Below are 25,014 nucleotides of genomic sequence, written 5' to 3'. Positions count from 1 at the left end.
ATTGCGGGAGTGCGATGGCCGGATTTTTCCGGCCATCCACCCCTCTTCGTTTCAACAGGACAAATGGCAATGCCCGTGTCGCGGATGCGGGCATGACGAGGTGATTTTCGAAAAAATGCCACGGCATCATCAGAAGAAGAGTTCCGCGCCCGGCGGCTCGCAGCGACAGTTGCGCGTCGGCGAGCAGGTTCGCCACGCGATGGCCGAGATTCTGGCGCAAGGCAATGTGCATGATGCCGACCTCGAAGGTCACATCATCACCGTGCCGGAGGTACGGATGTCGCCCGACCTGAAGCTCGCGACAGTCTATGTGATGCCGCTCGGTGGCCGCGACACCGAGATCGTGATCGCTGCGCTCGAACGCAACAAGAAGTTCCTGCGCGGCGAGGTCGCGCGGCGCGTTAACCTGAAATTTGCACCTGACATTCGCTTCCGCGTCGACGAACGATTCGACGAAGCGGAACGGATCGAGAAGCTTTTGCGAACGCCTGCGGTGCAGAAGGATTTGGAACAGGATCCGGATTCGGATCGGGAAGAAGAGCAATGACCATGGACCCCGCTCACGGCACGATCGGCGGCAACGACACCGACCAGCGCGACGTGCAGAACAACAATTTCGCGGAGAATTCTCAGCCGCATCAGGAGCCGCGCCGCGTCAACAACGATCCGCGCGCCAGGCAGCAGAAGGGCAACCAGGTCCGCCGCGACCGCCGCGACGTCCATGGCTGGGTCGTGCTCGACAAGCCGATCGGCATGACCTCGACCCAGGCGGTCGCCGTGCTCAAGCGGCTGTTCAACGCCAAGCGCGCCGGACACGCCGGCACGCTCGATCCGCTCGCCTCGGGGGGCTTGCCGATCGCGCTCGGTGAGGCCACCAAGACCGTCCCCTTCGTGATGGACGGCCGCAAGCGCTACCGCTTCACGGTCTGCTGGGGCGAGGAGCGCGACACCGACGACATCGAGGGCCGGGTGACCGCGACCTCGGACCAGCGCCCGAGCCGGGAGGCCATCCTCGCTCTGCTGCCCCGCTTCACCGGGGTGATCGAGCAGGTCCCGCCGCGCTATTCGGCGATCAAGGTCCAGGGCGAGCGCGCCTATGACCTCGCCCGCGACGGCGAGGTCGTGGAGCTGGCCCCCCGCCCGGTCGAGATTCACCATTTAACCCTTGTAGATCAACCGGATAACGACCGGGCCGTGTTCGAGGCCGAATGCGGCAAGGGCACCTATGTGCGGGCGCTGGCTCGCGATATGGGCCGGATTCTCGGCACTTACGGCCATATCTGCGCGCTCCGGCGGACCCTGGTCGGCCCATTTGGCGAAAACGACATGATTCCGCTGGATCAGTTGGAGGCTTTGTGCGATAGAGCCGCGTCCGGCGAGGGCAGCCTCGCCGACGCGCTTTTGCCCGTTGAGACCGCGCTGGACGACATCCCGGCACTGGCCGTCACTCGGGCTGATGCGGCAAGGCTCCATCGGGGCCAGGCCGTTTTGTTGCGCGGACGGGATGCGCCCACTTGTAGCGGCACAGTCTATGTCACGGTGGCAGGCCGTCTTTTGGCGCTTGCCGAAGTTGGCAATGGCGAAATCATCCCCAAGCGTGTGTTCAACCTGACCGGCCTGACTGCCAGCCCCGGTCGCAACGAGAGAAATTGACGATGTCGATTGCCGCAGAACGCAAAGCGGAAGTCATCAAGACGAATGCCACCAAGGCCGGCGACACCGGCTCGCCCGAGGTTCAGGTCGCGATCCTGTCGGAACGCATCAACAACCTCACCAACCATTTCAAGACCCACGTGAAGGACAACCATTCGCGTCGCGGCCTCTTGAAGCTGGTCTCGACCCGCCGCTCGCTCCTCGACTATCTCAAGAAGAAGGACGAGGCACGCTACAAGGCGCTGCTCGAGAAGCACAATATTCGTCGTTAAGAGTTCCTGCGCGCGCCACCGGCGCGCGTTTTCGCACGTGGTTTCGAACGAAAGCGCTTATTTCAAGCTTTTTGATCGAGGTTGCGCGCACATCGGACGCAAGCCGTTGAGGGCGAGCATCCGGGCATGAAGGGCGAGGACCGCGGTTCGGTGTTCGCATTCGTGCCGACTGACAGTCCAGCAGCAATCCGGCGGCTGGGCACAACGGGCAAGGCGCCCGTATGACCCGAAAGGATGGACGCCATCCGACATCCAAAAACCATGGCAGGATCGCAGGACGCTGATCATCCGCGCCGATCAGCGTCCCGCAATCTTGCGCATGGTTTTTGTTTTTCGAGAGCCGTCCCTTCTTTCGAGAACCCATGAAAGAAGACCTCTATGTTCAATAAGCATTCAGTCGAGATCGACTGGGGCGGACGCCCACTCAAGCTCGAAACCGGCAAGATCGCCCGCCAGGCCGACGGTGCCGTCGTCGCCACCTATGGCGAGACCGTGGTGCTCGCCACCGTCGTCGCGGCGAAGGCGCCGCGCGAAGGCGTCGACTTCCTGCCGCTGACCGTCGACTACCAGGAAAAGGCCTACGCCGCGGGCCGCATTCCCGGCGGCTATTTCAAGCGCGAAGGCCGTCCGACCGAGAAGGAGACGCTGGTCTCCCGCCTGATCGACCGTCCGATCCGCCCGCTGTTCGTCGATGGCTGGCGCAACGAGACCCAGGTGATCGTCACCGTGCTGTCGCACGACATGGAGAACGATCCCGACATCGTGGCGATGGTCGCGGCCTCCGCCGCGCTGACGCTGTCCGGCGCCCCCTTCAAGGGCCCGATCGGCGCGGCCCGCGTCGGCTTCGCCAATGACGAATTCATTCTCAACCCGACGCTCGACGAGATGGTCGACACCCAGCTCGACCTCGTCGTCGCCGGCACCGCCGACGCCGTGCTGATGGTGGAATCGGAAGCCAAGGAACTGAACGAAGACATCATGCTCGGCGCCGTGATGTTCGGTCACCGCCACTTCCAGCCGGTGATCAACGCCATCATCGATCTCGCCGAGAAGGCTGCCAAGGAGCCGCGCGAAGTCACCGTCATCGACAATGCCGCGCTCGAGAAGGAAATGCTCGGCCTGGTCGAGCAGGAGCTGCGCGCCGCCTACGCCATTCCGGTCAAGCAGGATCGCTACGCCGCGGTCGGCAAGGTCAAGGAAAAGGTGATGGCCCATTACTTCCCCGAAGGGCAGGAGCCGCAATACGACAAGCTGCGCATCGCCGGCGTGTTCAAGGAGCTGGAAGCCAAGATCGTTCGCTGGAACATCCTCGACACCGGCAAGCGCATCGACGGCCGCGATAGCAAGACGGTGCGCAACATCGTCGCCGAGGTCGGCGTGCTGCCGCGCGCCCACGGCTCGGCGCTGTTCACCCGCGGCGAGACCCAGGCGATGGTCGTGACCACGCTCGGCACCGGCGAGGACGAGCAGTACATCGACGCGCTGTCCGGGACGTACAAGGAAACGTTCCTGCTGCATTACAACTTCCCGCCCTACTCGGTCGGCGAGACCGGCCGCCTCGGTGGCACCAAGCGCCGCGAGATCGGCCACGGCAAGCTGGCCTGGCGCGCGATTCGTCCGGTGCTGCCGCCGCACCATGAATTCCCCTACACCACGCGCGTGGTGTCGGAGATCACCGAGTCGAACGGCTCGTCCTCGATGGCTTCGGTCTGCGGCGCCTCGCTGGCGCTGATGGATGCGGGCGTGCCGCTGAAGCGGCCCACCGCGGGCATCGCGATGGGCCTGATCCTCGAGGACAAGCGCTTTGCGGTTCTCTCGGACATCCTCGGCGACGAGGACCATCTCGGCGACATGGACTTCAAGGTCGCCGGCACGGAACAGGGCATCACCTCGCTCCAGATGGACATCAAGATCGAGGGCATCACCGAAGAGATCATGAAGGTGGCGCTGGCCCAGGCCAAGGACGGCCGCATCCATATCCTCGGCGAGATGGCCAAGGCCCTCACCGCGGCCCGCGCCGAGCTCGGCGAATACGCGCCGCGCATCGAGACCTTCAAGATCGCCACCGACAAGATCCGCGAAGTGATCGGCACCGGCGGCAAGGTGATCCGCGAGATCGTCGAGAAGACCGGCGCCAAGGTCAACATCGAGGACGACGGCACCGTGAAGGTCGCCTCCTCTGACGGCGAGGCGATGAAGGCCGCGATCAAGTGGATCAAGTCGATCGCGTCCGATCCGGAAGTCGGCCAGATCTACGACGGCACCGTCGTCAAGGTGATGGAGTTCGGCGCCTTCGTGAACTTCTTCGGCTCCAAGGACGGCCTCGTCCACATCAGCCAGCTCGCGGCCAGCCGCGTGCAGAAGACCTCCGACGTCGTCAAGGAAGGCGACAAGGTCAAGGTCAAGCTGCTCGGCTTCGACGATCGCGGCAAGACCCGCCTGTCGATGAAAGTGGTCGACCAGACCACCGGCGAGGACCTCGAGGGCAAGGACAAGGCCGAAGGCGAGAAGGCCCCGCGCGAAGCAGCCGGCGAGTAAGGCCTCTCGCGACAAAGCAAAAAACGAAGGGCGGCCGAAAGGCCGCCCTTTTTGTTGGTGGTCTCGATCCGTCAGCGCGCTGCTCTTCACCTCTCCCCAGCGGGGAGAGGTCGATTTGCGAAGCAATCGGGTGAGGGGGTTTGGTCCCACGAGAGAGTAGAACCCCTCACCCGGCGCTGCGCGCCAACCTCTCCCTATGGGAGAGGTGTCACACTCACGCCGCAATATCGAACCGGTCGAGGTTCATCACCTTGGTCCAGGCCTTGGCGAAGTCCTTGGCGAACTTCTCCTTGGCGTCCGAGGTCGCATAGACCTCGGCGAAGGCACGGAGCTGCGAGTGCGCGCCGAAGATGAGATCGGCGCGGGTGCCGGTCCACTTCACCGCATTGGTCTTGCGGTCGCGTGCCTCGTAGGTGCCGTCGGCAGCGGGCGTCCACTGCGCGCTCATGTCGAGCAGGTTGACGAAGAAGTCGTTGCTCAGCGTTCCCACCTTGGTGGTGAACACGCCGTGCTTCGAGCCATTCGCGTTGGCGCCGAGCACACGCAGGCCGCCGACCAGCACCGTCATCTCGGGGCCGGTGAGCCTCAAGAGCTGCGCGCGATCGATGAGAGCTTCCTCCTGCTGCATGAACTGATGCCGCTTGCCGATGTAGTTGCGGAAACCATCGGCGCGCGGCTCCAGCGGCGCGAACGAGGCCGCGTCCGTCTGCTCCTGGGAGGCATCCATGCGGCCCGGCGTGAAGCCGACCTTGACGTCGACGCCGGCATCCTTGGCGGCCTTTTCGACCGCGGCGGTGCCGCCGAGCACGATGAGATCCGCGAGCGAGACCTTCTTCGCGCCTGACGAAGCGTTGAAGTCCTTCTGGATCGCTTCGAGCTTGCCGAGCACCTTGGCGAGCTGGGCCGGGTCGTTCACCTCCCACTCCTTCTGCGGAGCAAGGCGGATGCGTGCGCCGTTGGCGCCACCGCGCTTGTCCGAGCCGCGGAACGTCGAGGCCGACGCCCAGGCGGTCGAGACCAGCTCGGAGACCGACAGACCCGAAGCCAGGATCTTGCTCTTCAGCGAAGCGATGTCCTGCTCACCGACCACCTCGTGGTTCAAGGCCGGAATCGGATCCTGCCAGATCAGCGTCTCCTTCGGCACAAGCGGGCCGAGATAGCGCTGGATCGGACCCATGTCGCGGTGGGTGAGCTTGAACCAGGCGCGGGCGAAGGCGTCCGCGAACTGATCCGGGTGCTCCAGGAAGCGCCGCGAGATCTTCTCGTAGGCGGGATCGAAGCGTAGCGAGAGGTCGGTCGTCAGCATCGTCGGGCGATGCTTCTTCGACTTGTCGAAGGCGTCAGGAATGATCGCGTCGGCACCCTTGGCCGTCCACTGGTTCGCACCGCCCGGGCTCTTCGTCAGCTCCCATTCGTACTTGAACAGGTTCTCGAAGAAGTTGTTGCTCCACTTCGTCGGCGTCTGCGTCCAGGTCACTTCGAGGCCGCTGGTGATGGAATCGCCAGCCAGGCCCGATGCGTGCTTGCTCTTCCAGCCGAGGCCCTGATCTTCCAGCGCGCCGGCTTCCGGCTCCGGGCCGACCAGCGACGGATCGCCCGCGCCATGGGTCTTGCCGAAGGTGTGGCCGCCGGCGATCAGCGCGACGGTCTCCTCGTCGTTCATCGCCATGCGGAAGAAGGTCTCGCGGATGTCCTTGGCCGCGGCGACCGGATCCGGCTTGCCGTTCGGGCCTTCCGGATTGACGTAGATGAGGCCCATCTGCACGGCGCCGAGCGGCTCGGCGAGCTGGCGTTCGCCGCTGTAGCGCTCATCGCCGAGCCAGGTGCCTTCCGGACCCCAATAGAGCTCTTCCGGCTCCCAGACGTCGGCGCGGCCGCCGGCGAAACCGAAGGTCTTGAAGCCCATCGATTCCAGCGCGACGTTGCCGGCGAGCACCATCAGATCGGCCCAGGAAATCTTGCGGCCGTATTTCTGCTTGATCGGCCACAGCAGACGGCGGGCCTTGTCGAGGTTGGCGTTGTCGGGCCAGCTGTTGAGCGGAGCGAAACGCTGCTGACCGGCCCCGGCGCCACCGCGGCCGTCGGTGATGCGGTAGGTGCCCGCGCTGTGCCAGGCCATGCGGATCATCAGGCCGCCGTAATGACCGAAGTCGGCGGGCCACCATTCCTGCGAATCCGTCATCAGGGCCGTGAGGTCCTTGATGACCGCGTTCAAGTCGAGTGACTTGAACTCCTTGGCGTAGTCGAATTCCTTGCCCATCGGGTCGGACAGATCGGAATTCTTGTGCAGCACCTCGATGTTGAGCTGCGTCGGCCACCAGTCGCGGTTCACGCGCGTGGGTTTTCCGCCCGAAAACGGGCACTTCGAAGTGTCGTCCATGAATACCTCCTCTGGCGGCGTCGAACTCGCGCCCTTGAACCAGGTAGAACCACTCTAAGCGCCGCGTCCTATCAGGGGAAGTTGACTTTAGTGATCGCTGCGATAGGATTTTCTGATGATCAATCTGACGCTGCGCCAGCTCCGCTATTTCGATGCGCTGGCCCGTCACGGCCATTTCGGCCGCGCGGCCGAGTCCTGCTCGATCTCGCAGCCGGCCCTGTCGATGCAGATCAAGGAACTCGAGGAGGCGCTGGGCGGCCTGCTGCTGGAGCGCAGCGCGCGACAGGTCGCGCTGACCCGGTTCGGCGAGGAGCTGGCGCAACGGGTCCGCGACATCCTGCGCTCGGTCGACGAGCTCGGCGATTTTGCGCGCGCATCGCAAGACCGCTTCGCCGGCCGCCTGCGCATCGGCATGATCCCGACCATCGCGCCTTACCTACTTCCCAAGATCACCAAGAATCTCACGCGCATGCATCCGGAACTCGACATCCGCGTGCGCGAGACCATGACGCCGCGGCTGATCCAGGAACTGGTGGAGGGCCGGCTCGACACCGCCATCGTGGCGCTGCCGGTGTCGGAGCCCTCGCTCACCGAGGTCGCGCTGTTCGAGGAGAAGTTTCTGCTGGTGCGGCCGGGCGCCGATGAAGGCACACCGGTGCCGTCGCGCGAGATGATGCGCGAGATGCGGCTTCTGCTGCTCGAGGAGGGGCACTGCTTCCGCGACCAGGCACTCTCCTTCTGCAACATGCAGTCCGCACCGCCGCGCGAGATGCTGGATGCGAACTCGCTGTCGACGCTGGTGCAGATGGTCAGCGCCGGCATCGGCGTCACCCTGATCCCGGAGATGGCGGTGCCGGTGGAGACGCGCTCCGCCTCGGTCTCGCTGGCGCGCTTCCGCGACCCCGAGCCGTCGCGCACCATCGGCATGGTCTGGCGCAAGACCAGCCCGCTGGCGCGGCAGCTGCTGCAGATTTCCGAAGTGGTGTGCCTGTCGGCCGGCAAGGTGCGCGCGCGGCAATCCCTGCGCAGCCAGAAGGCTTGACCGGCGGATGTCGCATCCGATCATCCGCCCCGCTCGCCCGGAGGAGTACGACGAGATCGGCCGCGTCTGGATGGAGAGCTGGGTCTCAACCGGGCTTGCCGAAGCCAGCGACTTCCTGCTGGCGAACTTGCGTGCGCGCATCAGGCGCGAGATCGCGGACGGCTGGAGCCTGTTCGTCGCCGATGACCGTGGCACGATCGCTGCGATGCTGGCGCTGCATCTGCCCAAGCTCTATCTCGACATGCTGTTCGTCGCGCCGGCCTATCAAGGCCAATCGCTCGGCCGGCAATTGCTCGCCTTCACGCGCACGCAAATGCCCGACGAGATGCATCTGCGCTGTGTGCGCGAGAACGAAAAGGCCTGGCGCTGGTACGAGCGCGAAGGCTTTGTGTTCGAGAAGGAAGAGATCGAGCCGTCGAACGGGTTCGTGATGAAGTACTATCGGTGGAATCGAAGGACCATCGACGCGTAGCGCGCCGAGACCCTCACCTTGCGGCTGTCATCGGCTCGCTCTAAGACTTATCTCAAGTCCTGATCGGACATCTCCAAGCCGTGATCCCCGCCCGCCGATTCCATGTTTCGCATCTGTTTGACCGCGCTCTCCCTGTTTGGCCTCGTCAGTGTCGCCGCGGCGCAGCCTGCACCGCCATCGGCTGCGCCAACGACGCGCGCAGCCAAGGGCGCAACTCCGAAAGGCACACCGAATCCCAAGCAGGCGGGCGCTGCAGACGCTGGCCCATGCGAGATCGGTCTCCTGGCCGCGGCGGCCAATCGTTTCGGCGTTCAGCAGGTCGGCTTCACCATGTTCGGCAACGAGTACACACCCGTGCCGGTCGACAGCTGGGGGCTGGACGATCTCATCCTGTCGCGGCTTCGTGCCGCCGCAGCCGGAAAGTCGGTCAGGCGAATTGCGTATTCGCCCGCTGCTTTTGCGCATGCCGTGGAATCGGGATCGCCGATGCTGCGTCGGAACCCGGAACGACAGGAGTTCGTGCAGCAGAGCGCTGCCACCACCAAGTGCCAACGCTATGTCCTGGTCGAGCGATACCAGAACCGCTTCAGCCGATGATGTCCCGCCTGATCGGGATCAACCCGATCAGTGGTCCCAACAAGGAGATGGACGAGGCGGCCTTTCCATCGGCTCCCGCCGAGGTGGCGGCCAACGCAAAGCTGCGGGACGGTGTCCGTGCCTTATTGACGACAAGCCTCGACCGGACATTACCAGGACTGCTCCAGCAATGAGGTCCGCGCCATGATCAAGCTCTACTGGTCGCCCCGCTCGCGCTCGTTCACGACGCTCTGGCTGATGGAGGAGAGCGGCCTGCCCTATGAGCGCGTGCTGACCGACATCACGACCGGCGCGCAGAAAGCGCCGGATTATTTGAAGATCAATCCGATGGGCAAGGTGCCGGCGCTGACCGACGGCGATGCTGCGCTCGCCGAAGCCGCGGCCATCTGCGCCTATATCGGCGACCGCTATCCCGAGACGAAGCTCGCGCCCGCCGTGACCGATCCGCGCCGCGCGCGCTATCTGCAATGGCTGTTCTTTTCACCGGGCTGCATCGAGCCGGCCATCATCCAGATCTTCACCAAGATCGAGATCCCGACCTCGACTGCGGCCTGGGGCAGCGCGACGCAGGTGTTTGACGTACTGGACGCCGCGCTCGCCAAGGGCCCGTGGCTTCTCGGCGAGGAATTTTCCGCCGCCGACGTCGTGATCGGCTCGGGCCTGAATTACGCGGTACGCCGGTTCAAGATGGTGCCGTCGCGCCCGGCCTTCGACGCTTATCTCGCGCGCTGCACGGCGCGGCCGGCGTTTCAGCGCGCGGAGACAATCGCGGCGGGATAAGCAGGCTCTCGTAGGGTGGGCAAAGCGAAGCGTGCCCACCGTTTGATCGCGATTTGTCGAGAGATCGTGGGCACGTCGCTTGCGCTCCTTTGCCCACCCTACGGCAGGGTCGCCCTATTCCGCCTTCAAATCATCCGGCCGCGGCATCAGGATGACGTTGTAGCCGGAATCCACATAATGAATCTCGCCGGTCACGCCGCCGGAGAGATCCGACAACAGATACAGCGCCGAACCGCCGAGCTCGTCGAGCGTGACGCCGCGGCGGAGCGGCGCGTGCTTCTGCATGAAGCCGAACATCGCCCGCGCCTCGCCGATGCCGGAGCCGGCGAGCGTGCGGATGGGGCCGGCGGAGATCGCATTGACCCGGATGCCGCGTGGTCCGAAATCGGCGGCGAGATAGCGCACGGAAGCTTCCAGCGCCGCCTTGGCGACGCCCATCACGTTGTAGTTCGGCATCGCGCGCTCCGAGGCACCGAAGGTCAGCGTGATCATGCTGCCGCCTTCCGTCATCAGCTCGGCGGCGCGCTTTGCGACCTCCGTGAACGAGAAGCACGAGATCACCATGGTGCGCGAAAAGTTCTCGCGGCTGGTGTCGGCGTAGCGGCCCTTCAGCTCGTTCTTGTCGGCAAAGCCGATGGCGTGGATGACGAAGTCGAGCTTGCCCCATTTTTCGCGGAGCGCCGCGAAAGTGGCGTCGACGCTGGCGATGTCCTCGACGTCGCAAGGCAGCACCAGATCGACGCCGAGCTGCTCCGCCAGCGGCTTGACGCGCTTGCCGAGCGCCTCGCCCTGGAAGGTGAAGGCAAGCTCGGCGCCATGGGCATGCAGCGTCCGCGCCATGCCCCAGGCGATGGAATGATCATTGGCGATGCCCATGATCAGACCGCGCTTGCCTTTCATCAACGAAGTCATGTGGTGGATTCCATGAGTCGGAAAGATCTGGCTTCAACTTCGATTGTTCCACCAAACAGGCAGACAACAAGGATTTCTGTATCGGCCGTATATTCCATGCGCAACAGATCGATATTCCCGCTGGATCGATTCTTCAGAAGTCGCCCGATATCGCCGCTCATGACGAAACGGGAAACGTTCGTTCCAATGCAGCGGTATCGGCGTCGCGGCGCGTGCACGTCAGCGTCCGGATACAGATCGACGATAAGGGTGAATTCCTGCTCGCCCTCGGCAAACCCCGAAATTCGAAGGTCAACGAGAACCCCGTCGTGCCAGTTGATCTCGTCTGGTCCTTCCGCCGGAGTCGGCAAGGTAGAACTCACACGTCCAGCCGGCTGAACACCAGCGTGGCGTTGGTGCCGCCGAAGCCGAACGAGTTCGACAGCACGGTGCCGATCCTGGCGTTGTCGATGCGCTTGCGCACGATCGGCATGTCGGCGAACACGGGATCGAGCTCCTGGATGTGCGCGCTCTCGCAGATGAAGCCGTTGTTCATCATCAGCAGCGAATAGATCGCTTCCTGCACGCCGGTGGCGCCCAGCGAGTGGCCGGTCAGCGCCTTGGTCGCCGAGATCGGCGGGCACTTCTCGCCGACGCCGAACACATTTCGGATCGCCTCGATCTCCGGCGGGTCGCCGGCCGGCGTCGAGGTCGCGTGCGGGTTGATGTAGTCGACCTTGGTCTTCACCGTCGACATCGCCATGCGCATGCAGCGCTCGGCGCCTTCGCCCGACGGCGCCACCATGTCGTGGCCGTCCGAGGTCGCGCCATAGCCGACGACCTCGCCATAGATGCGCGCGCCGCGCGCCTTGGCATGCTCGAGCTCTTCCAACACCAGGACGCCGGCGCCGCCGGCGATGACGAAGCCGTCGCGATTGAGATCGTAGGGCCGCGAGGCCGTGGCCGGCGTGTCGTTGTACTTCGAGGACATCGCGCCCATGGCGTCGAACAGCACCGACAGCGACCAGTCCAGCTCCTCGCAGCCGCCGGCGAAGATGACGTCCTGCTTGCCGATCTGGATGGTCTCATAGGCATTGCCGACGCAATGGTTCGAGGTCGCGCAGGCCGAGGAGATCGAATAGTTCACGCCCTTGATCTTGAACCAGGTCGCAAGCGTCGCAGACGCCGTGGAGGACATCGCCTTCGGCACCGCAAACGGGCCGACGCGCTTCGGGCCCTTGGAGCGGGTGATGTCGGCGGCTTCGACGATGGTGCGCGCCGAGGGGCCGCCGGAGCCCATGATGATGCCGGTGCGGATGTTGGAGACTTCGTCAGGCGACAGGCCGGAATCCTGGATCGCCTGCTCCATCGCGATGTGATTCCACGCCGCGCCCTGGCCGAGGAAGCGCATCGCGCGGCGGTCGACCACCGTCGAAGGATCGAGCGTCGGCTCGCCTTGCACCTGCGAACGGAAGCCGAGCTCGGCATATTTCTCAGCCCGCGAAATGCCCGACTTCGCCTCGTGAAGGCTCGCAAGCACTTCCTGGGTGTTGTTTCCGATCGACGAGACGATGCCCATCCCGGTGACCACAACCCGCCTCATGACAGCCTCGCCTCAATCGTTGTCTTCTGCTCGTTGTCTTCTCGGTGATGCGCTCAGCCCAGGCTCGTGCCCTGCTTGAACAGGCCGACCTTCAGATCCTTGGCGCGATAGATAATCTGGTCATCGACCGAAAGCCACCCGTCGGCGATGCCGAGCACGAGCTTCGAACGCATCACGCGCTTGATATCGATGTTGTACACAACCTTGCGCGCTTCCGGCAGCACCTGGCCGCTGAACTTGAGCTCGCTCAGACCAAGGGCCCGGCCGCGGCCTTCGCCCCCGCTCCAGCCAAGGTAAAAGCCGACCATCTGCCACAGCGCATCGAGGCCGAGGCAGCCGGGCATGACAGGATCGTTCTTGAAGTGGCAGCCGAAGAACCAGAGATCGGACTTCACGTCGAGCTCAGCGCGCACCAGGCCCTTGCCGAACTCACCGCCATTGTCGTTGATGTCAGTGATGCGGTCGAACATCAGCATCGGCGGCAGCGGCAGCTGGGCATTGCCCGGGCCGAACATCTCGCCGCGGGCACAGGCCAGCAGATCCTCGTAGTCGTAACCGTTGCGCCTGTTCAGCATTCACGAGCCTCTGTTCAAATCCCGATTGAGCGGCGTATCTTGGCGAAAATGGGCCCCGCCTCGATCGGAGAGCAACACCAATTGCCACCGCCGGCCGCGACCTGCGCAAGCTTCGGATGGACTGCCGACCGGGCTTCCATGCCCGGTTGCGCCAAAATCGGCTAAGCGGAACCGCGCGCTCTCTAACACAGGCCATTTCGGGTGGCAAAGCGCATCCATGAAGGTAAAATGACGCGATCCCCAGGCGGTTCCAAGCCTGATTAGAACAGCTCTAGTTGCGAGAAACTTGCATCTGCATCTTTCTGTTCTTATATTACAGAGAGATATTGTTCACGCGTGCCCGAAATCTTGGAAATGAACGAGAATACCGCGTCCCAACACGACGACGACCATGCCGCGGCCCTCCTGTCCGGCCGCCAGCCGGCCCTGACCGGCTGTCCCTGGCACGACGTCAACGAAATGCTGCAGTCCGCGGGGTTGCGGCCGACGCGCCAGCGCATGGCGCTGGGCTGGCTGCTGTTCGGAAAGGGCGCACGCCACCTCACGGCTGAAATGCTGTACGAGGAAGCGACGCTCGCCAAGGTCCCGGTGTCGCTGGCGACCGTCTACAACACGCTGAACCAGCTCACCGATGCCGGCCTGCTCCGCCAGGTCAGCGTCGACGGCACCAAGACCTATTTCGACACCAACGTCACCACTCACCACCACTATTATCTCGAGAACAGCCACGAGCTGGTCGACATCGAGGATCCGCATCTGGCGCTGTCCAAGATGCCCGAGGTGCCCGAGGGCTACGAGATCTCCCGCATCGACATGGTCGTGCGCCTGCGCAAAAAGCGCTGAGCTAATCCGAGATTGCTGATGCGATCGTCATGGCCGGGCTTGTTCCGGCCATTGTCATTTTGCCCGTCATTCCATCCCGGGATGACGCCGATCGGCGTCAATTGACCTGCTCGTCCGAATAGACGCCCCAGAGGCGCTCCTGCTGGATCCAGCCGTCGAAGCCATTGCCGATGACGCGGCACCAGCCTGCGGCGCATTTCTTGACCTGGGTGACGACGCCGGCCTGCAGCTTGGCCGCAACCGCGCTGTCGGGATCGGGCCGGTCATAGATCGGCGCGAGATCGTCCTTGTGCTTCATGGTGACGACCGCGGTGCGACGGCCCGACAACAGCGAGTGATAGACCCAGCCCTCGGCGCCTTCGGAATCGCGCACCCGGCGCCAATTTTCGAACTCGGCGGTAATTTCGACCGGCAGGCCGGCGCGGGTGTAGACCCAGGCGACGTCATTGTCCTTGGTCGGGCCGGCGCGGACGTTCACGTGATCCGATTTGAGGCTGACATAGCGCGGCACCGGCAGGCCGCTGGCGGTCTGCGGAGTATTGTCCTTCGCCGCATGCGAGGGGCCGACCGAGGCGCTCAACCAGGTGCAAACGAGCGCCATCACCGCACAAAAACGCCCCAACGCCATCAACCCGTCTCCTTCGAAGACCCGGCAGACCGGGCCCTCACCCCAAATTCCAAAAACCCTGCCGCGCCTGCCCCTTGTCCCCGCCCCACGCGGGTTCCAAGCCCTAAGCCGTGGTTCTTGTCTTGGCCCGGCCTTCTGCTAGAGAGAACGGGCACTTGAGCAACCAATTGGCCCCGATTTTCCGGCCGGAAATGTCGGGTGAGCTTGGAGGAAACGCCGGGGACGGACACGGCAAGGGCAGTGTCGAACAACCGGGTTAATGAGGCCTCAACGACCGGCCTTTGGCGACAGAGGCGGCCTGCGATGTCTCATGAGAGCAGGACATGTCGGTGAAGAAAAAGCCCCTCGTCGTGGTGACGCGCAAGCTGCCGGATTCGATCGAGACGCGGATGCGCGAGCTGTTCGACGCGCGGATCAATCTCGACGACACGCCGATGTCGCCCGAGCAGATCGCGGAAGCCGCCCGCACCGCCGACGTGCTGGTTCCGACCGTGACCGACCATATCAGCGCCGAGGTCGTGAATCAGCCCGACTGCAAGCTCCGCCTGATCGCCAATTTCGGCAACGGCGTCGACAATATCGACGTCACAGCCGCCCATGCCCGCGGCATCACCGTCACCAACACGCCGAAGGTCCTGACCGAAGACACCGCCGACATGACCATGGCGCTGATCCTGGCGGTGCCCCGGCGAATGATCGAAGGCGCCTCGATCCTGACCGACGGCAAGCCCTGGGCCGGCTGGTCGCCGACCTGGATGCTCGGCCACCGCATCGGGGGCAAACGCCTCGGCATCATCGGCATGGGCCGCATCGGCCAGGCGGTGGCGCGCCGCGCCCGGGCCTTCGGCCTGCAGATCCACTATCACAACCGCCGTCCCGTCGCCCCCGTGATCGCCGAGGAGCTTGGCGCGACCTATTGGGAAAGCCTCGACCAGATGCTGGCGCGGATGGACATCATCTCGGTGAACTGTCCGCACACGCCGGCGACCTATCACCTGCTCTCGGCGCGGCGGCTGAAGCTGATCCGCAAGGACGCCTATATCGTCAACACTGCGCGCGGCGAGGTCACCGACGAGGACACGCTGATCAAGCTGATCGAGGGTGGCGAGATCGGCGGCGCCGGCCTCGACGTCTACGAGCACGAACCCGCGGTCAACCCGAAGCTGGTGCGGCTCGCCAAGGCCGGCAAGGTGACGCTGCTGCCGCATATGGGCTCGGCCACGATCGAAGGCCGCGTCGAGATGGGCGAGAAGGTGATCATCAACATCCGCACCTTCCTCGACGCCCACAAGCCGCCGGATCGCGTGCTGCCGAGCATGCTGTAAGGCGTAACGGCCGCAATCAGGTGCGATGGGCGCTGAGATCGGTGATCACAGGCCCATCGCCGTTGAGCGGATTGGCGGGATCGCGCGCATAGCGCAGCGTCTCGAAACGCATCGCGCGCGCGTCGATCATCAGGAGGCGGCCGACCAGGCCGTCACCAAAGCCGACGATCTCGCGGATTGCTTCGAGTGCCATCATCGAGCCGAGCACGCCGGCGAGCGCGCCCATGACGCCGGCTTCCGCACAGGCGGGCACGGTGCCGGGCGGCGGCGCTTCGGGAAACAGGCAGCGATAGGTCGGGTTGAACTCGCCCTGCTCGTTGGTCTCGTGGGCACGGATGGTGGTGAGCGAGCCGTCGAAGGTGCCGAGCGCCGCGGTGATCAGCGGCCGCTTGGCGAAGAAGCAGGCGTCGGAGACGAGATAACGCGTCGAGAAATTGTCGGAGCCGTCGAGCACGAGATCGTAATCGCCGATCAGGCCGAGCGCATTGTCGGCGTTGAGCCAGGTGGCGTGACCGACGAAGCGGACGTGTGGATTGAGCGCCGCGATCCGCTCGGCCGCGCTCTCGACCTTGTGCCGGCCGATGTCGGGCGTCGTGTGGATCACCTGGCGCTGCAGGTTGGACAGCGACACCACGTCGTCGTCGACAACGCCGAGCGTGCCGACGCCGGCGGCGGCCAGATACATCAAGGCGGGCGCGCCGAGCCCGCCGGCGCCAATCACCAGCACCGAGGCCCGCTTCAGCGCCGCCTGGCCGGGACCGCCGACGTCGCGCAACACGATGTGGCGGGCATAGCGTTCGAGTTCGTCCGGGCTCAGCATCGTCGTACGCCTCTCCTAGCAAGCGCTCGCTTTCGATCCTCATGGTGAGGAGCGCGGAACGCGCGTCTCGAACCATGAAGGCCCCGATCTCACCTGGGGCCATCCTTCGAGACGCGGCCTTGAGGCCGCTCCTCAGGATGAGGACCTGTGTACACGGCTCGACCTTGGGCCTGAACCACCGCTACGTTGTTCGCGACCAACGAGATGTGCTTCAATGGCATGCTTTTCAATGTCTTGACGTTCAATGGGCTGGCTGGATTTGTCATGAGATCGATGCTTGCGGCAACCTTGGTGTTTGCAGCCGCCACGGGCGCGCATGCCCAGATGACCACGTCGCAAGTCGCCGGCACCAAGCCGAAAACGGTCCAGACCGTCCCGATCCAGCCTCCCGCAATGCAGACGCCGTCGGCGACCGCCGATGCCATGGCAAAGGCGGAGCGGCTGGCGCTCCAGTCCGACCTCGCCTGGGTCGGCCAGTATAACGGCGCCATCACCGGCGACGTCAGCGAGCGCATGGTCAACGCCATCAAGGAATACCAGAAGACCAAGGGCGGCAAGCCGACTGGCGTGCTCAATCCGCAGGAGCGCGCCGCGCTCGCCGAGACGGCGCGAAAGAAGCAGGAGAGCGTCGGCTGGAAGATCGTGACGGAGCCGACCAGCGGCGCCCGGCTCGGCATTCCCGGCAAGCTGGTGCCGCAGCAGGCAAGCGACGCCAATGGCTCGAAATGGACCTCGCCGACAGGGACGGTGCAGGTGGTTCTCAGCCGCCGCAAGGAGGCGAACCCGACCTCTGCAAAGCTCGCCGAGCTCGAGAAGGAGCCGTCCGGGCGCAAGGTCGATTACACCGTGGTGAAGCCCGACTTCTTCGTGCTGTCGGGCTTGCAGGGCCTGAAGAAATTCTACGTCCGCGGCACCTTTAGGGGCGACGAGGTCCGCACCATGACGATCCTCTACGACCAGGCGACAGAGAATACTGTCGAGCCGGTCGTGATCGCGATGTCGAGCGCGTTCAACGCGTTTCCGTCGGGACCACTGGCCGGGCCGCCGCCGCGCAAGACCGTCGAATACGGCACCGGCATCGTCGTCAGCGAGGACGGCGCGATTGTCACCGACCGCCTCGTCACCGACGGCTGCCTTGCGATCACGATCGCGGGCCATGGCAGCGCCGACCGTCTCGCCGAGGACAAGGAGCATGATCTGGCGCTGCTGCACATCTACGGCGCGCGCGGGTTGCGACCGCTCAGCCTCGCCGGCGGGGCCGTGAAGACCAATGTCGATGTCGTCGGCATCGCCGATCCGCAAAGCCAGGGCGGCGCGGCCGGCGTGTCGAGCCTCAAGGCCGCGCTGGCGCCGGTGACGGGCAGCAATTCCGCGCTCTCGCCGCCGCCGGCGGTTGGCTTCTCCGGCAGCCCGGCCGTCGACGCCGACGGCAGGTTCGCCGGCATCGCGCTGCTGAAGCCGGCCATGGTCGCAGGGCCTGCGACATCGGTACCGGCGTCACAGGCTTTGATGGTCTCGGCAGAGGCGGTGCGCGGATTCCTGAAGGCGAACGGGGTCGCGGCGAATGGCGCGTCGGCGGACGCCAAGGCTTCCGTCGTGCGCGTCATCTGCGTGCGGAAGTAGGCCGCGCGAGCGCACTACTCTCGCGTGTCCCGGACGCGATGCGGCATGCAATGCCGCTCCGCTGAGCCGGGACCCATATCAGCAACAGTCGCGCTTGTTGCCCTCTGGGCCCCGGCTCTGCAGTGCATCGCTTTCGCGCTGCGCTTTGTCCGGGGCACGGTTGCCCATGCGCTTACGTACGACTACGGAGCCGGTAGTGGTACGGATTCGCTGGAATTCGCGATTCCGCCATCATCCTTACCGTTGATTCGGACCTCCGCGATCCCCTTTGGATCGGGCCGGCACGTCCTGAGCGAGAAGCGCTCAGCATCCAGAAGCGATGCACGTTCGCGTGGCGTATCCCTGACCCAGCACTCCAAAGGATTGATCTTCAATGCATACGATCGTACTGGCCACCCAAAAGGGCGGCAGCGGCAAGAGCACGCTCGCCATCGGCCTCGCGCTGGCCGCCAAGCAGGCCGGCTTCACCGTCCGCCTGATCGAGACCGACCCGCAGGGCACCCTCTCCAACTGGCAGCGCCGCCGCTCTACCGACGATCTCGTCGTCGAGCCGATCTATCACGCAGCCGATATCGCGCCGCGCCTGAAGATGCTGGCCGATAGCGGCCTCCAGCTCGCGATCGTCGACACCGCGGCCGGCCTCAGCGCCGCCACCACCGCCGCGATCCGCCATTCCGACCTCTGCCTGATCCCGGCCCGTCCCAGCGTCGCCGACATCGAGGCGACCGTCTCGACGCTCAGCGTCGCCCGCGCCTGGAAGCGGCCCTACAGCTTCGTGCTGAACCAGACGCCGATCCGCGGCCAGCGCATCGACAACGCCGCGACCGCGCTCGCCGAGGAAGCCGCGCTCGACCTTGCTGAGGTGCTCGCGCGTCCGCTGATCGTGATGCGCAACGATCACCAGGACGCACTCGCCAGCGGCCTTGCCGTGAGCGAATTCGCGCCGAACGGCAAATCGGCGGACGAGATCCGCGGCCTCTGGCGCTGGATCGAGACTCGGCTCGAGCTTGAAGCCACCACCGATGTCCTGATCGACCAGGTCATCTCGGCTGCCCACGGCATGCTGCACGTCGCCAGCGAGCTTGCGGCGGACGAGACCACGACACTGGCGTCCTGAGCGGGGCGATCGCTCGGGCGACAATCGGGCGCTTCGCCATCCGCTGAAAGAGCCCAAGCGACGAAGCAGTCCGGCCACGGCCGGATTGCTTCGCCTCGCGCTCTGAGGGAAGCTCTCTCCACGCGTCATTGCGAGCGCAGCGAAGCAATCCAGATTGTCGCCGCGGAGGGATTCTGGATTGCTTCGCTGCGCTCGCAATGTCGGCGTGGTGGGATCGTCGTCTTGCAGAGACTCACAGCCTTTTGGCTGCGATTGATATCACTTCTGACATTTCGGGCACCAGAAGGTCGAGCGGCCGTTCTGCACGAACCGCTTGATCGTGCCGCCGCAGCGCGGCGTCGTGCATGTTTCGCCTTCGCGGTCGTAGACCTTGAACGAGTGCTGGAAATAGCCGAGCTCACCCGTGGTCTGGCGGTGATCGCGCAAGCTGGAGCCGCCGGCCTTGATCGCGTCGTTCAGCACGGTGTGGATCGCACCGACCAGTCTCTTGGCATGATCCGTCGGCTCGCCCCCGGCAACGCCCTTACGTTGTCCGGCCTTGGTCGACAGCGTCGCAGCAATGCGCCGCGGCGACAGATGCGAGCGGTGCAGCGCCTCGCAGACATAGATGTTTCCGAGCCCGGCCACCACGCGCTGGTCGAGCAGCGCGGCCTTCAGGCTGGTGGTCTTGCCGTGGCAAGAGCGCGCCAGCATCGCCGCGTCGAATTCATTGCCGAGCGGCTCGGGGCCGAGGCCGCGCAGCAGCGGCTCGTCTTCGAGCGCGTTGCGCGCGATCACTTTCATGTAGCCGAAGCGGCGCGGATCGTTGAAGACGATGTCGGCGCCTGAGGACATCCGAAACAGCACGTGATCGTGCGCGGAGTCCTTGGCCTTCGGATAGTGAAACTCGCCGGGCTGAGCCTCGTCGTCCGGCTTGATGACGCGGAACGAGCCCGACATGCCCAGATGCATCAAGAGCACGTCGCCGGAGGCGAGATCGGCCATGAGATATTTTGCCCGGCGCCCGAGCCCCGTGACGACCTGCCCCTTGAGCCGGGCCACGAAATCGGGCTGGAACGGAAAGCGTAAATCCGGCCGGCGGGCCTCCGCATTGAGGATTTTCGCACCCTCCATCACGGGCTGAAGGCCGCGGCGGACGGTCTCGACTTCGGGCAATTCAGGCATGGTCAGGCATTCACCTTATGAGGGCGGTGTGATAGCGCCATTGCGGCGGGCAGGCTATGGTCCGCCCTGTGGAGTAGAGTAATGGATCGGCCGGGCGAAACCACGCATTTTGGCTTCAGGGACGTTCCCCTCGGGGACAAGCAGACGCTGGTGAACGATGTGTTTCACAGCGTGGCGTCGCGCTATGACCTGATGAACGACCTGATGTCCGGTGGCCTGCACCGGGTCTGGAAGGACATCATGATCACCGCGCTGGATCCGCCCAGGAGCGACCGGGCGTTCGCGCTGCTCGACGTCGCCGGCGGCACCGGCGACATCTCGTTCCGTGCCGCCAAGGCAGCCGGCCCCGGCTTCCACGCCACGGTGTGCGACATCAATTCGGACATGCTGGCTGTGGGGCGGGAGCGCGCCGCCAAGCGCCATCTCGACACCCAGGTCGCTTTCGTCGAAGGCAATGCCGAATCGCTCGGGTTTGCCGATCGCAGCTTCGACGGCTATACGATCGCATTCGGCATCCGCAACGTGCCACGGATCGATCTTGCGCTGCGCGAGGCCTATCGCGTGCTGAGGCCCGGCAGCCGCTTCCTGTGCCTGGAATTCTCCACCGTCGAGATGCCGGGGCTGGACAAGCTCTATGATCTGTTCTCGTTCAAGGTGATCCCGCCGCTCGGGCGCATGGTCACGGGCGACGCCGAATCGTATCAATATCTCGTCGAGTCCATCCGCAAGTTTCCAAAGCCCGCCGCCTTCGCCGACATGATCCGCGAGGCCGGCTTTGCCCGCGTCAGCTGGCAGACGCTCTCCGGCGGCATCGTCGCACTGCATTCGGGCTGGCGTTTGTGATCTCTGCCGTCACCCACATTGCGCGCCTGATCCGCGCCGCGCTCGTGTTTGCGCGCGAAGGCGTGTTCGGCGCGGTCGATCCGAGCCTGGTGCCGCCGCCGGGACAGCTCGCGCTGAAGCTGGCGCGCCTCATTGAGCGCCGCGGCGCCAAGCACGGCCCGCGGATCTCGCGCGCGCTGACGCGGATGGGCCCGGCCTATCTCAAGCTCGGCCAATTCCTGGCCACGCGTCCCGACGTGGTCGGCGTCATCATGGCGCGCGATCTCGAAAGCCTGCAGGACCGCCTGCCGCCGTTCCCGCAGGAGGAAGCCAAGGCCACGATCGCGATCTCGTTGGAGCGGCCGCTGACGGACGTCTTCGTGAGCTTCGGCCCGCCGGTCGCGGCGGCCTCGATCGCGCAGGTGCATCGCGGCGAGGTGTTGCGCGACGGCATCCGCAGACCCGTCGCGATCAAGGTGCTGAGGCCCAACGTCGCGGCACGCTTCCGCCGCGATCTCTCGGATTTCTTCTTCGTCGCGCACAAGGCCGAGGCCTATTCGGCCGAGGCGCGGCGCCTGCGCCTGATCGAGGTCATCAACACCATGTCGCGCTCGGTCGCGATGGAGATGGACCTGCGGTTAGAGGCTGCCGCGCTGTCGGAGATGGCGGAGAACACGCGCGACGATCCCGATTTCCGCGTGCCCGCCGTCGACTGGGACCGCACCACGCATAACGTGCTGACGATGGAGTGGATCGACGGCATCGCGCTGAACGATCACAAGCGCCTCGCGGAGGCGCAGGTCGATCTGCCCGATCTCGGCCGCAAGGTGATCCAGAGCTTCCTGCGCCACGCGCTGCGCGACGGCTTCTTCCACGCCGACATGCATCCCGGCAATCTGTTCCTGGATGAGGCCGGCCGCCTCGTCGCGGTCGATTTCGGCATCATGGGCCGGCTCGGCATGAAAGAGCGGCGCTTCCTCGCCGAGATCCTGCTCGGCTTCATCACCCGCGATTATCGCCGCGTCGCCGAGGTGCATTTCGAGGCCGGCTATGTGCCCGCGCACCATTCGGTCGAGAATTTTGCGCAAGCCATCCGCGCCATCGGCGAGCCGATCCACAATCGCACCGCCGAGGAGATCTCGATGGCGCGGTTGCTCACGCTGCTGCTCGAGGTCACCGGCCTGTTCGACATGACGACGCGGCCCGAGCTGATCCTGCTGCAGAAGACCATGGTGGTGGTCGAGGGCGTGGCGCGCGGCTTCGATCCCAAGCTCGACATCTGGAGGGTTGCCGACCCCGTGGTTCGCGAATGGATCGAGCGCAATCTCGGGCCGATCGGCCGGGTGCAGGGCGCACTTGCCGGGACCGGCGACATCGCGCGCGTCTTGATGCGCATGCCGGAGATCGCCGAGCGGTCGGTGAAGGTTCTCGAGCAGCTCGAGACCATGACGCGGGAGGGCATCAGGCTGTCGCCCGAGAGTATCGCGGCCATGGGGCGCAGCGAGGGCCGCAAGAACCGCTGGCGCACCGTGGCGCTCTGGATCATCGCCGCGACCTTCATCGGGATTCTGATCGCCGTCCGGAATCTATGATTGCACTGCAATCACGCGGATGATAGCATCGCTATCATTCCCTGACGGAGGGCGTCATGGCAAGCCTGACCATCCGCAAGCTCGACGACGCCGTCAAAACCTATCTGCGGCTGCGTTCGGCCAAGAACCACAGGTCGGTCGAGGAGGAGGTCCGGGTCATCCTGCGGGAGCTGATCGAGGGCCGCGAGGAGCCGCTGACGCCGTTTGCGGTGCCGCCGGCCGCGTCCGCCGCCCCCACGCCTCAGCGCACCGGCGCCCTTCCCGAGGCCAGCGTCACCCTGATCATCGGCGGCGGGATCGCGGCTTATAAATCGCTCGACCTGATCCGAAGGTTGAAGGAGCGCCGCATCGAGGTGCGCTGCGTGCTGACCAAGGCGGCGCAGCAATTCGTGACGCCGCTGGCCGCGAGCGCACTCTCGCATGAGCGCGTCTACACGGATTTGTTCGACCCGCAGAGCGAGTTCGACGCCGGCCATATTCGCCTCGCGCGCGATTGCGACCTGATCGTGGTGGCGCCGGCCACCGCCGACCTGCTGGCGAAGATGGCGAACGGTCATGCCGACGATCTCGCCAGCGCCATCCTGCTTGCGACCAACCGCAAGGTGCTGCTGGCGCCGGCGATGAATCCGCTGATGTGGAGCAACGCGGCGACGCGCCGCAACGTCGCCCAGCTCCAGCGCGACGGCGTGGTGCTGATCGGCCCGAACGCGGGCGAGATGGCCGAAGCCGGCGAAGCCGGAACGGGCCGCATGTCGGAAGCCATCGAGATCGCCAATGCCGCCGAACGGCTGCTGCGGCCGCCGATGCCGAAGCCGCTCGCCGGCAAGCGCGTGCTGATCACCGCAGGTCCCACTCACGAGGCGATCGACCCGGTGCGCTACATCGCCAACCGCTCCTCCGGCAAGCAGGGCTTTGCCATTGCCGCCGCCGCGCAGGCCGCGGGCGCCGAGGTTACTCTGGTGAGCGGTCCGGTCGACCTCGACGATCCCCCGGGCGTGACAGTGAAACACGTCGAATCGGCGCGGCAGATGCTGGAGCAGGTCGAGGCCGCGCTTCCCACCGACGTCGCGATCTTCGCCGCCGCGGTCGCCGATTGGCGCGTCGCCAATGAGGGCGAGCAGAAGCTGAAGAAGACGGCAGCCGGCATGCCGCCGCTTCAGCTCGTCGAGAACCCCGACATCCTCGCCACGATCTCCAAGCTCACCGACAAGCGCCCGAGGCTCGTGATCGGCTTTGCCGCCGAGACCGAGCACCTCATCGACAACGCCAAGGCAAAATTCGCGCGCAAGGGCTGCGACTGGATCGTCGCCAACGACGTCTCGCCCGCCACCGGGGTGATGGGCGGCGACCGCAACACGGTCCACCTGCTCAGCCGCAAGAACGGCGCGCAGGACGGCGAGATTGCAGTTGATTCCTGGCCGGCGATGACCAAGGAACAGGTCGCCATCGAACTGGTCGCGCAGATCGCGAAAAGCGTGACCGGCAAATCCCTGGAGTCGGCATCTTGAGCACGAAGGTTACCGTCGAGCTGCAACGCCTCGCCCACGCTGAAGGGCTGCCGCTGCCGGCCTATCAGACCAGCGAGGCCGCCGGCCTCGATCTGATGGCCGCGGTGCCGGACAACGAGCCCATGACGCTCGCACCAGGCCAATACGCTCTGGTGCCGACCGGCCTCGCGATCGCCTTGCCGCCCGGGCACGAGGCACAGGTGCGGCCGCGTTCGGGGCTGGCGGCCAAGCACGGAGTCACCGTGCTGAATTCGCCGGGCACGATCGATGCGGACTACCGCGGCGAGATCAAGGTGATCTTGATCAATCACGGCACCACGCCCTTCGTGATCAAGCGCGGCGAACGCATCGCCCAGATGGTGATCGCGCCGGTGCTGCAGGCCGCGCTGGTTCCCGTCGCCACCTTGTCCGCGACCGATCGCGGCGCCGGCGGCTTCGGCTCGACCGGGCGCTAGCTTTCTTGCCTCTCCCGCTTGCGGGTGAGGGCTCTATCCTCTTGGGGATGTCCCGTTGCGGAGACACCCTCTCCCCAGCCCTCCCCCGCAAGGGGGGAGGGAGCGCACCGCCATCGTGGCAGGCAATCCGCATGACACGGTAACGCACGGCAATCCCAGCCGAATCATCCGCAGAATCACGTGAGCCGGAACAACGCGCGGGGCACTTTTTTGGGACCCGCCTTTGCGTTCACGATCTGGACTCTTACCGGCGGAGTCGCGGTGAGGGTATTGTCTTTTGATTCGCGCGCGACGGGGGTCGCCGCGCGTCAATT

The 25,014-nt window shown here is 65.2% G+C and carries 25 protein-coding genes; 17 read left to right on the top strand and 8 right to left on the bottom strand.

From position 1 onward, the window contains the following. Positions 1 to 115: 115 nt before the first annotated feature. From rbfA to pnp, 4 genes are all read left to right on the top strand, one after another. Positions 116 to 547, top strand: coding sequence for a 30S ribosome-binding factor RbfA (gene rbfA / locus ACNJYA_RS01640; protein ID WP_025032909.1), 432 nt, complete (start codon positions 116 to 118; stop codon positions 545 to 547). Next, complete coding sequence (truB, locus tag ACNJYA_RS01635) at positions 544 to 1,653, top strand: tRNA pseudouridine(55) synthase TruB (protein ID WP_212257699.1); 1,110 nt, start codon at positions 544 to 546, stop codon at positions 1,651 to 1,653. The genes rbfA and truB overlap by 4 nt, the downstream gene beginning before the upstream one ends. Positions 1,654 to 1,655: 2 nt before the next feature. Next, positions 1,656 to 1,925, top strand: coding sequence for a 30S ribosomal protein S15 (rpsO, locus tag ACNJYA_RS01630; RefSeq protein WP_008540131.1), 270 nt, complete (start codon positions 1,656 to 1,658; stop codon positions 1,923 to 1,925). Between the two features lie 378 nt (positions 1,926 to 2,303). Next, positions 2,304 to 4,463, top strand: coding sequence for a polyribonucleotide nucleotidyltransferase (gene pnp / locus ACNJYA_RS01625; protein ID WP_172788572.1), 2,160 nt, complete (start codon positions 2,304 to 2,306; stop codon positions 4,461 to 4,463). Between the two features lie 214 nt (positions 4,464 to 4,677). On the opposite strand, the gene katG is transcribed toward pnp, so the two are convergent. Then, a complete protein-coding gene (gene katG / locus ACNJYA_RS01620; protein WP_439401911.1) occupies positions 4,678 to 6,843 on the bottom strand; it encodes a catalase/peroxidase HPI in 2,166 nt (721 codons plus the stop codon). A gap of 115 nt (positions 6,844 to 6,958) precedes the next feature. Between katG and ACNJYA_RS01615 the strand changes: the two genes are divergently transcribed. The 5 genes from ACNJYA_RS01615 (at position 6,959) to ACNJYA_RS01595 (ending at position 9,734) form a co-directional block, all read left to right on the top strand. Further along, the gene (locus ACNJYA_RS01615) at positions 6,959 to 7,885 is read left to right on the top strand and encodes a hydrogen peroxide-inducible genes activator (RefSeq protein WP_172788574.1); all 927 of its coding nucleotides are present in this window, start codon (positions 6,959 to 6,961) and stop codon (positions 7,883 to 7,885) included. 7 nt (positions 7,886 to 7,892) lie between these two features. Beyond that, on the top strand, positions 7,893 to 8,357 hold the full coding sequence (locus ACNJYA_RS01610; RefSeq protein ID WP_172788575.1) for a GNAT family N-acetyltransferase: 465 nt from the start codon (positions 7,893 to 7,895) through the stop codon (positions 8,355 to 8,357). Positions 8,358 to 8,474: 117 nt separating this feature from the next. After that, complete coding sequence (locus ACNJYA_RS01605) at positions 8,475 to 8,954, top strand: hypothetical protein (protein ID WP_439401910.1); 480 nt, start codon at positions 8,475 to 8,477, stop codon at positions 8,952 to 8,954. Continuing rightward, positions 8,954 to 9,127: a hypothetical protein gene (locus ACNJYA_RS01600; protein ID WP_439401909.1), complete on the top strand. Its 174-nt coding sequence runs from the start codon at positions 8,954 to 8,956 to the stop codon at positions 9,125 to 9,127. The genes ACNJYA_RS01605 and ACNJYA_RS01600 overlap by 1 nt, the downstream gene beginning before the upstream one ends. A 10-nt stretch (positions 9,128 to 9,137) precedes the next feature. Further along, positions 9,138 to 9,734 (top strand): glutathione S-transferase family protein, encoded by a 597-nt coding sequence (locus ACNJYA_RS01595; RefSeq protein ID WP_439401908.1) that lies wholly within the window; start codon positions 9,138 to 9,140, stop codon positions 9,732 to 9,734. A gap of 114 nt (positions 9,735 to 9,848) precedes the next feature. Here ACNJYA_RS01595 and fabI read toward each other — a convergent pair whose 3' ends face one another. The 4 genes from fabI to fabA are packed head-to-tail and all read right to left on the bottom strand — an operon-like array spanning position 9,849 to position 12,803. After that, positions 9,849 to 10,646 (bottom strand): enoyl-ACP reductase FabI, encoded by a 798-nt coding sequence (gene fabI, locus ACNJYA_RS01590; protein ID WP_439401907.1) that lies wholly within the window; start codon positions 10,644 to 10,646, stop codon positions 9,849 to 9,851. Next, on the bottom strand, positions 10,643 to 10,996 hold the full coding sequence (locus ACNJYA_RS01585; protein ID WP_212257705.1) for a hypothetical protein: 354 nt from the start codon (positions 10,994 to 10,996) through the stop codon (positions 10,643 to 10,645). Before ACNJYA_RS01585 ends, fabI begins: the two co-directional genes overlap by 4 nt. A gap of 8 nt (positions 10,997 to 11,004) precedes the next feature. Then, the gene (gene fabB / locus ACNJYA_RS01580; protein WP_212257706.1) at positions 11,005 to 12,228 is read right to left on the bottom strand and encodes a beta-ketoacyl-ACP synthase I; all 1,224 of its coding nucleotides are present in this window, start codon (positions 12,226 to 12,228) and stop codon (positions 11,005 to 11,007) included. 53 nt (positions 12,229 to 12,281) lie between these two features. Then, positions 12,282 to 12,803: a bifunctional 3-hydroxydecanoyl-ACP dehydratase/trans-2-decenoyl-ACP isomerase gene (gene fabA, locus ACNJYA_RS01575; RefSeq protein WP_439401906.1), complete on the bottom strand. Its 522-nt coding sequence runs from the start codon at positions 12,801 to 12,803 to the stop codon at positions 12,282 to 12,284. 354 nt (positions 12,804 to 13,157) lie between these two features. Here fabA and irrA point away from each other — a divergent pair, with 354 nt between their 5' ends. After that, complete coding sequence (gene irrA / locus ACNJYA_RS01570; protein ID WP_036009037.1) at positions 13,158 to 13,646, top strand: iron response transcriptional regulator IrrA; 489 nt, start codon at positions 13,158 to 13,160, stop codon at positions 13,644 to 13,646. A gap of 97 nt (positions 13,647 to 13,743) precedes the next feature. Here the strand turns inward: irrA and ACNJYA_RS01565 are convergent, their stop codons facing one another. After that, positions 13,744 to 14,274 (bottom strand): SH3 domain-containing protein, encoded by a 531-nt coding sequence (locus ACNJYA_RS01565; RefSeq protein ID WP_172788581.1) that lies wholly within the window; start codon positions 14,272 to 14,274, stop codon positions 13,744 to 13,746. Between the two features lie 323 nt (positions 14,275 to 14,597). On the opposite strand from ACNJYA_RS01565, the gene ACNJYA_RS01560 reads away from it, so the two are divergent. Further along, positions 14,598 to 15,599 carry a 2-hydroxyacid dehydrogenase gene (locus tag ACNJYA_RS01560; protein ID WP_172788582.1) on the top strand — a complete coding sequence of 334 codons (1,002 nt, stop codon included), beginning with the start codon at positions 14,598 to 14,600 and terminating at the stop codon, positions 15,597 to 15,599. A 16-nt stretch (positions 15,600 to 15,615) separates the two neighbouring features. Here ACNJYA_RS01560 and ACNJYA_RS01555 read toward each other — a convergent pair whose 3' ends face one another. Beyond that, positions 15,616 to 16,419, bottom strand: a complete 804-nt coding sequence (locus ACNJYA_RS01555) for a HesA/MoeB/ThiF family protein (RefSeq protein ID WP_439365147.1) — start codon at positions 16,417 to 16,419, stop codon at positions 15,616 to 15,618. Positions 16,420 to 16,683: 264 nt separating this feature from the next. Between ACNJYA_RS01555 and ACNJYA_RS01550 the strand changes: the two genes are divergently transcribed. Then, the gene (locus tag ACNJYA_RS01550; protein ID WP_439401905.1) at positions 16,684 to 18,042 is read left to right on the top strand and encodes a serine protease; all 1,359 of its coding nucleotides are present in this window, start codon (positions 16,684 to 16,686) and stop codon (positions 18,040 to 18,042) included. A 373-nt stretch (positions 18,043 to 18,415) separates the two neighbouring features. Beyond that, on the top strand, positions 18,416 to 19,159 hold the full coding sequence (locus tag ACNJYA_RS01545; protein WP_172788585.1) for a ParA family protein: 744 nt from the start codon (positions 18,416 to 18,418) through the stop codon (positions 19,157 to 19,159). A gap of 258 nt (positions 19,160 to 19,417) precedes the next feature. Here ACNJYA_RS01545 and mutM read toward each other — a convergent pair whose 3' ends face one another. Then, positions 19,418 to 20,323 carry a bifunctional DNA-formamidopyrimidine glycosylase/DNA-(apurinic or apyrimidinic site) lyase gene (gene mutM / locus ACNJYA_RS01540; protein WP_439365145.1) on the bottom strand — a complete coding sequence of 302 codons (906 nt, stop codon included), beginning with the start codon at positions 20,321 to 20,323 and terminating at the stop codon, positions 19,418 to 19,420. A gap of 81 nt (positions 20,324 to 20,404) precedes the next feature. Here mutM and ubiE point away from each other — a divergent pair, with 81 nt between their 5' ends. From ubiE to dut, 4 genes are read left to right on the top strand one after another with little or no spacing between them, the layout of a single operon-like run. Continuing rightward, the gene (gene ubiE, locus ACNJYA_RS01535; RefSeq protein WP_439365144.1) at positions 20,405 to 21,166 is read left to right on the top strand and encodes a bifunctional demethylmenaquinone methyltransferase/2-methoxy-6-polyprenyl-1,4-benzoquinol methylase UbiE; all 762 of its coding nucleotides are present in this window, start codon (positions 20,405 to 20,407) and stop codon (positions 21,164 to 21,166) included. Then, a complete protein-coding gene (ubiB, locus tag ACNJYA_RS01530) occupies positions 21,163 to 22,737 on the top strand; it encodes a 2-polyprenylphenol 6-hydroxylase (protein ID WP_212257712.1) in 1,575 nt (524 codons plus the stop codon). Before ubiE ends, ubiB begins: the two co-directional genes overlap by 4 nt. A gap of 56 nt (positions 22,738 to 22,793) precedes the next feature. Then, positions 22,794 to 24,245 (top strand): bifunctional phosphopantothenoylcysteine decarboxylase/phosphopantothenate--cysteine ligase CoaBC, encoded by a 1,452-nt coding sequence (coaBC, locus tag ACNJYA_RS01525; protein ID WP_439365143.1) that lies wholly within the window; start codon positions 22,794 to 22,796, stop codon positions 24,243 to 24,245. Further along, a complete protein-coding gene (gene dut, locus ACNJYA_RS01520; protein WP_212257714.1) occupies positions 24,242 to 24,700 on the top strand; it encodes a dUTP diphosphatase in 459 nt (152 codons plus the stop codon). The genes coaBC and dut overlap by 4 nt, the downstream gene beginning before the upstream one ends. Positions 24,701 to 25,014: the final 314 nt, after the last annotated feature.

Source organism: Bradyrhizobium sp. BLXBL-01, from assembly GCF_051853025.1.
Classification (GTDB): domain Bacteria; phylum Pseudomonadota; class Alphaproteobacteria; order Rhizobiales; family Xanthobacteraceae; genus Bradyrhizobium.
Note: the sequence above shows the minus strand (reverse complement) of the source record. Positions and strands in the feature narration are given on the sequence as shown.

Coding starts and splice junctions, on each gene's coding strand:
- rbfA (WP_025032909.1), top strand. CDS start 116: ATGCCACGGCATCATCAGAAGAAGAGTTCCGCGCCCGGCGGCTCGCAG.
- truB (WP_212257699.1), top strand. CDS start 544: ATGACCATGGACCCCGCTCACGGCACGATCGGCGGCAACGACACCGAC.
- rpsO (WP_008540131.1), top strand. CDS start 1,656: ATGTCGATTGCCGCAGAACGCAAAGCGGAAGTCATCAAGACGAATGCC.
- pnp (WP_172788572.1), top strand. CDS start 2,304: ATGTTCAATAAGCATTCAGTCGAGATCGACTGGGGCGGACGCCCACTC.
- katG (WP_439401911.1), bottom strand. CDS start 6,843: ATGGACGACACTTCGAAGTGCCCGTTTTCGGGCGGAAAACCCACGCGC.
- ACNJYA_RS01615 (WP_172788574.1), top strand. CDS start 6,959: ATGATCAATCTGACGCTGCGCCAGCTCCGCTATTTCGATGCGCTGGCC.
- ACNJYA_RS01610 (WP_172788575.1), top strand. CDS start 7,893: ATGTCGCATCCGATCATCCGCCCCGCTCGCCCGGAGGAGTACGACGAG.
- ACNJYA_RS01600 (WP_439401909.1), top strand. CDS start 8,954: ATGTCCCGCCTGATCGGGATCAACCCGATCAGTGGTCCCAACAAGGAG.
- ACNJYA_RS01595 (WP_439401908.1), top strand. CDS start 9,138: ATGATCAAGCTCTACTGGTCGCCCCGCTCGCGCTCGTTCACGACGCTC.
- fabI (WP_439401907.1), bottom strand. CDS start 10,646: ATGACTTCGTTGATGAAAGGCAAGCGCGGTCTGATCATGGGCATCGCC.
- fabB (WP_212257706.1), bottom strand. CDS start 12,228: ATGAGGCGGGTTGTGGTCACCGGGATGGGCATCGTCTCGTCGATCGGA.
- fabA (WP_439401906.1), bottom strand. CDS start 12,803: ATGCTGAACAGGCGCAACGGTTACGACTACGAGGATCTGCTGGCCTGT.
- irrA (WP_036009037.1), top strand. CDS start 13,158: ATGAACGAGAATACCGCGTCCCAACACGACGACGACCATGCCGCGGCC.
- ACNJYA_RS01565 (WP_172788581.1), bottom strand. CDS start 14,274: ATGGCGTTGGGGCGTTTTTGTGCGGTGATGGCGCTCGTTTGCACCTGG.
- ACNJYA_RS01560 (WP_172788582.1), top strand. CDS start 14,598: ATGTCGGTGAAGAAAAAGCCCCTCGTCGTGGTGACGCGCAAGCTGCCG.
- ACNJYA_RS01555 (WP_439365147.1), bottom strand. CDS start 16,419: ATGCTGAGCCCGGACGAACTCGAACGCTATGCCCGCCACATCGTGTTG.
- ACNJYA_RS01550 (WP_439401905.1), top strand. CDS start 16,684: ATGAGATCGATGCTTGCGGCAACCTTGGTGTTTGCAGCCGCCACGGGC.
- ACNJYA_RS01545 (WP_172788585.1), top strand. CDS start 18,416: ATGCATACGATCGTACTGGCCACCCAAAAGGGCGGCAGCGGCAAGAGC.
- mutM (WP_439365145.1), bottom strand. CDS start 20,323: ATGCCTGAATTGCCCGAAGTCGAGACCGTCCGCCGCGGCCTTCAGCCC.
- ubiE (WP_439365144.1), top strand. CDS start 20,405: ATGGATCGGCCGGGCGAAACCACGCATTTTGGCTTCAGGGACGTTCCC.
- coaBC (WP_439365143.1), top strand. CDS start 22,794: ATGGCAAGCCTGACCATCCGCAAGCTCGACGACGCCGTCAAAACCTAT.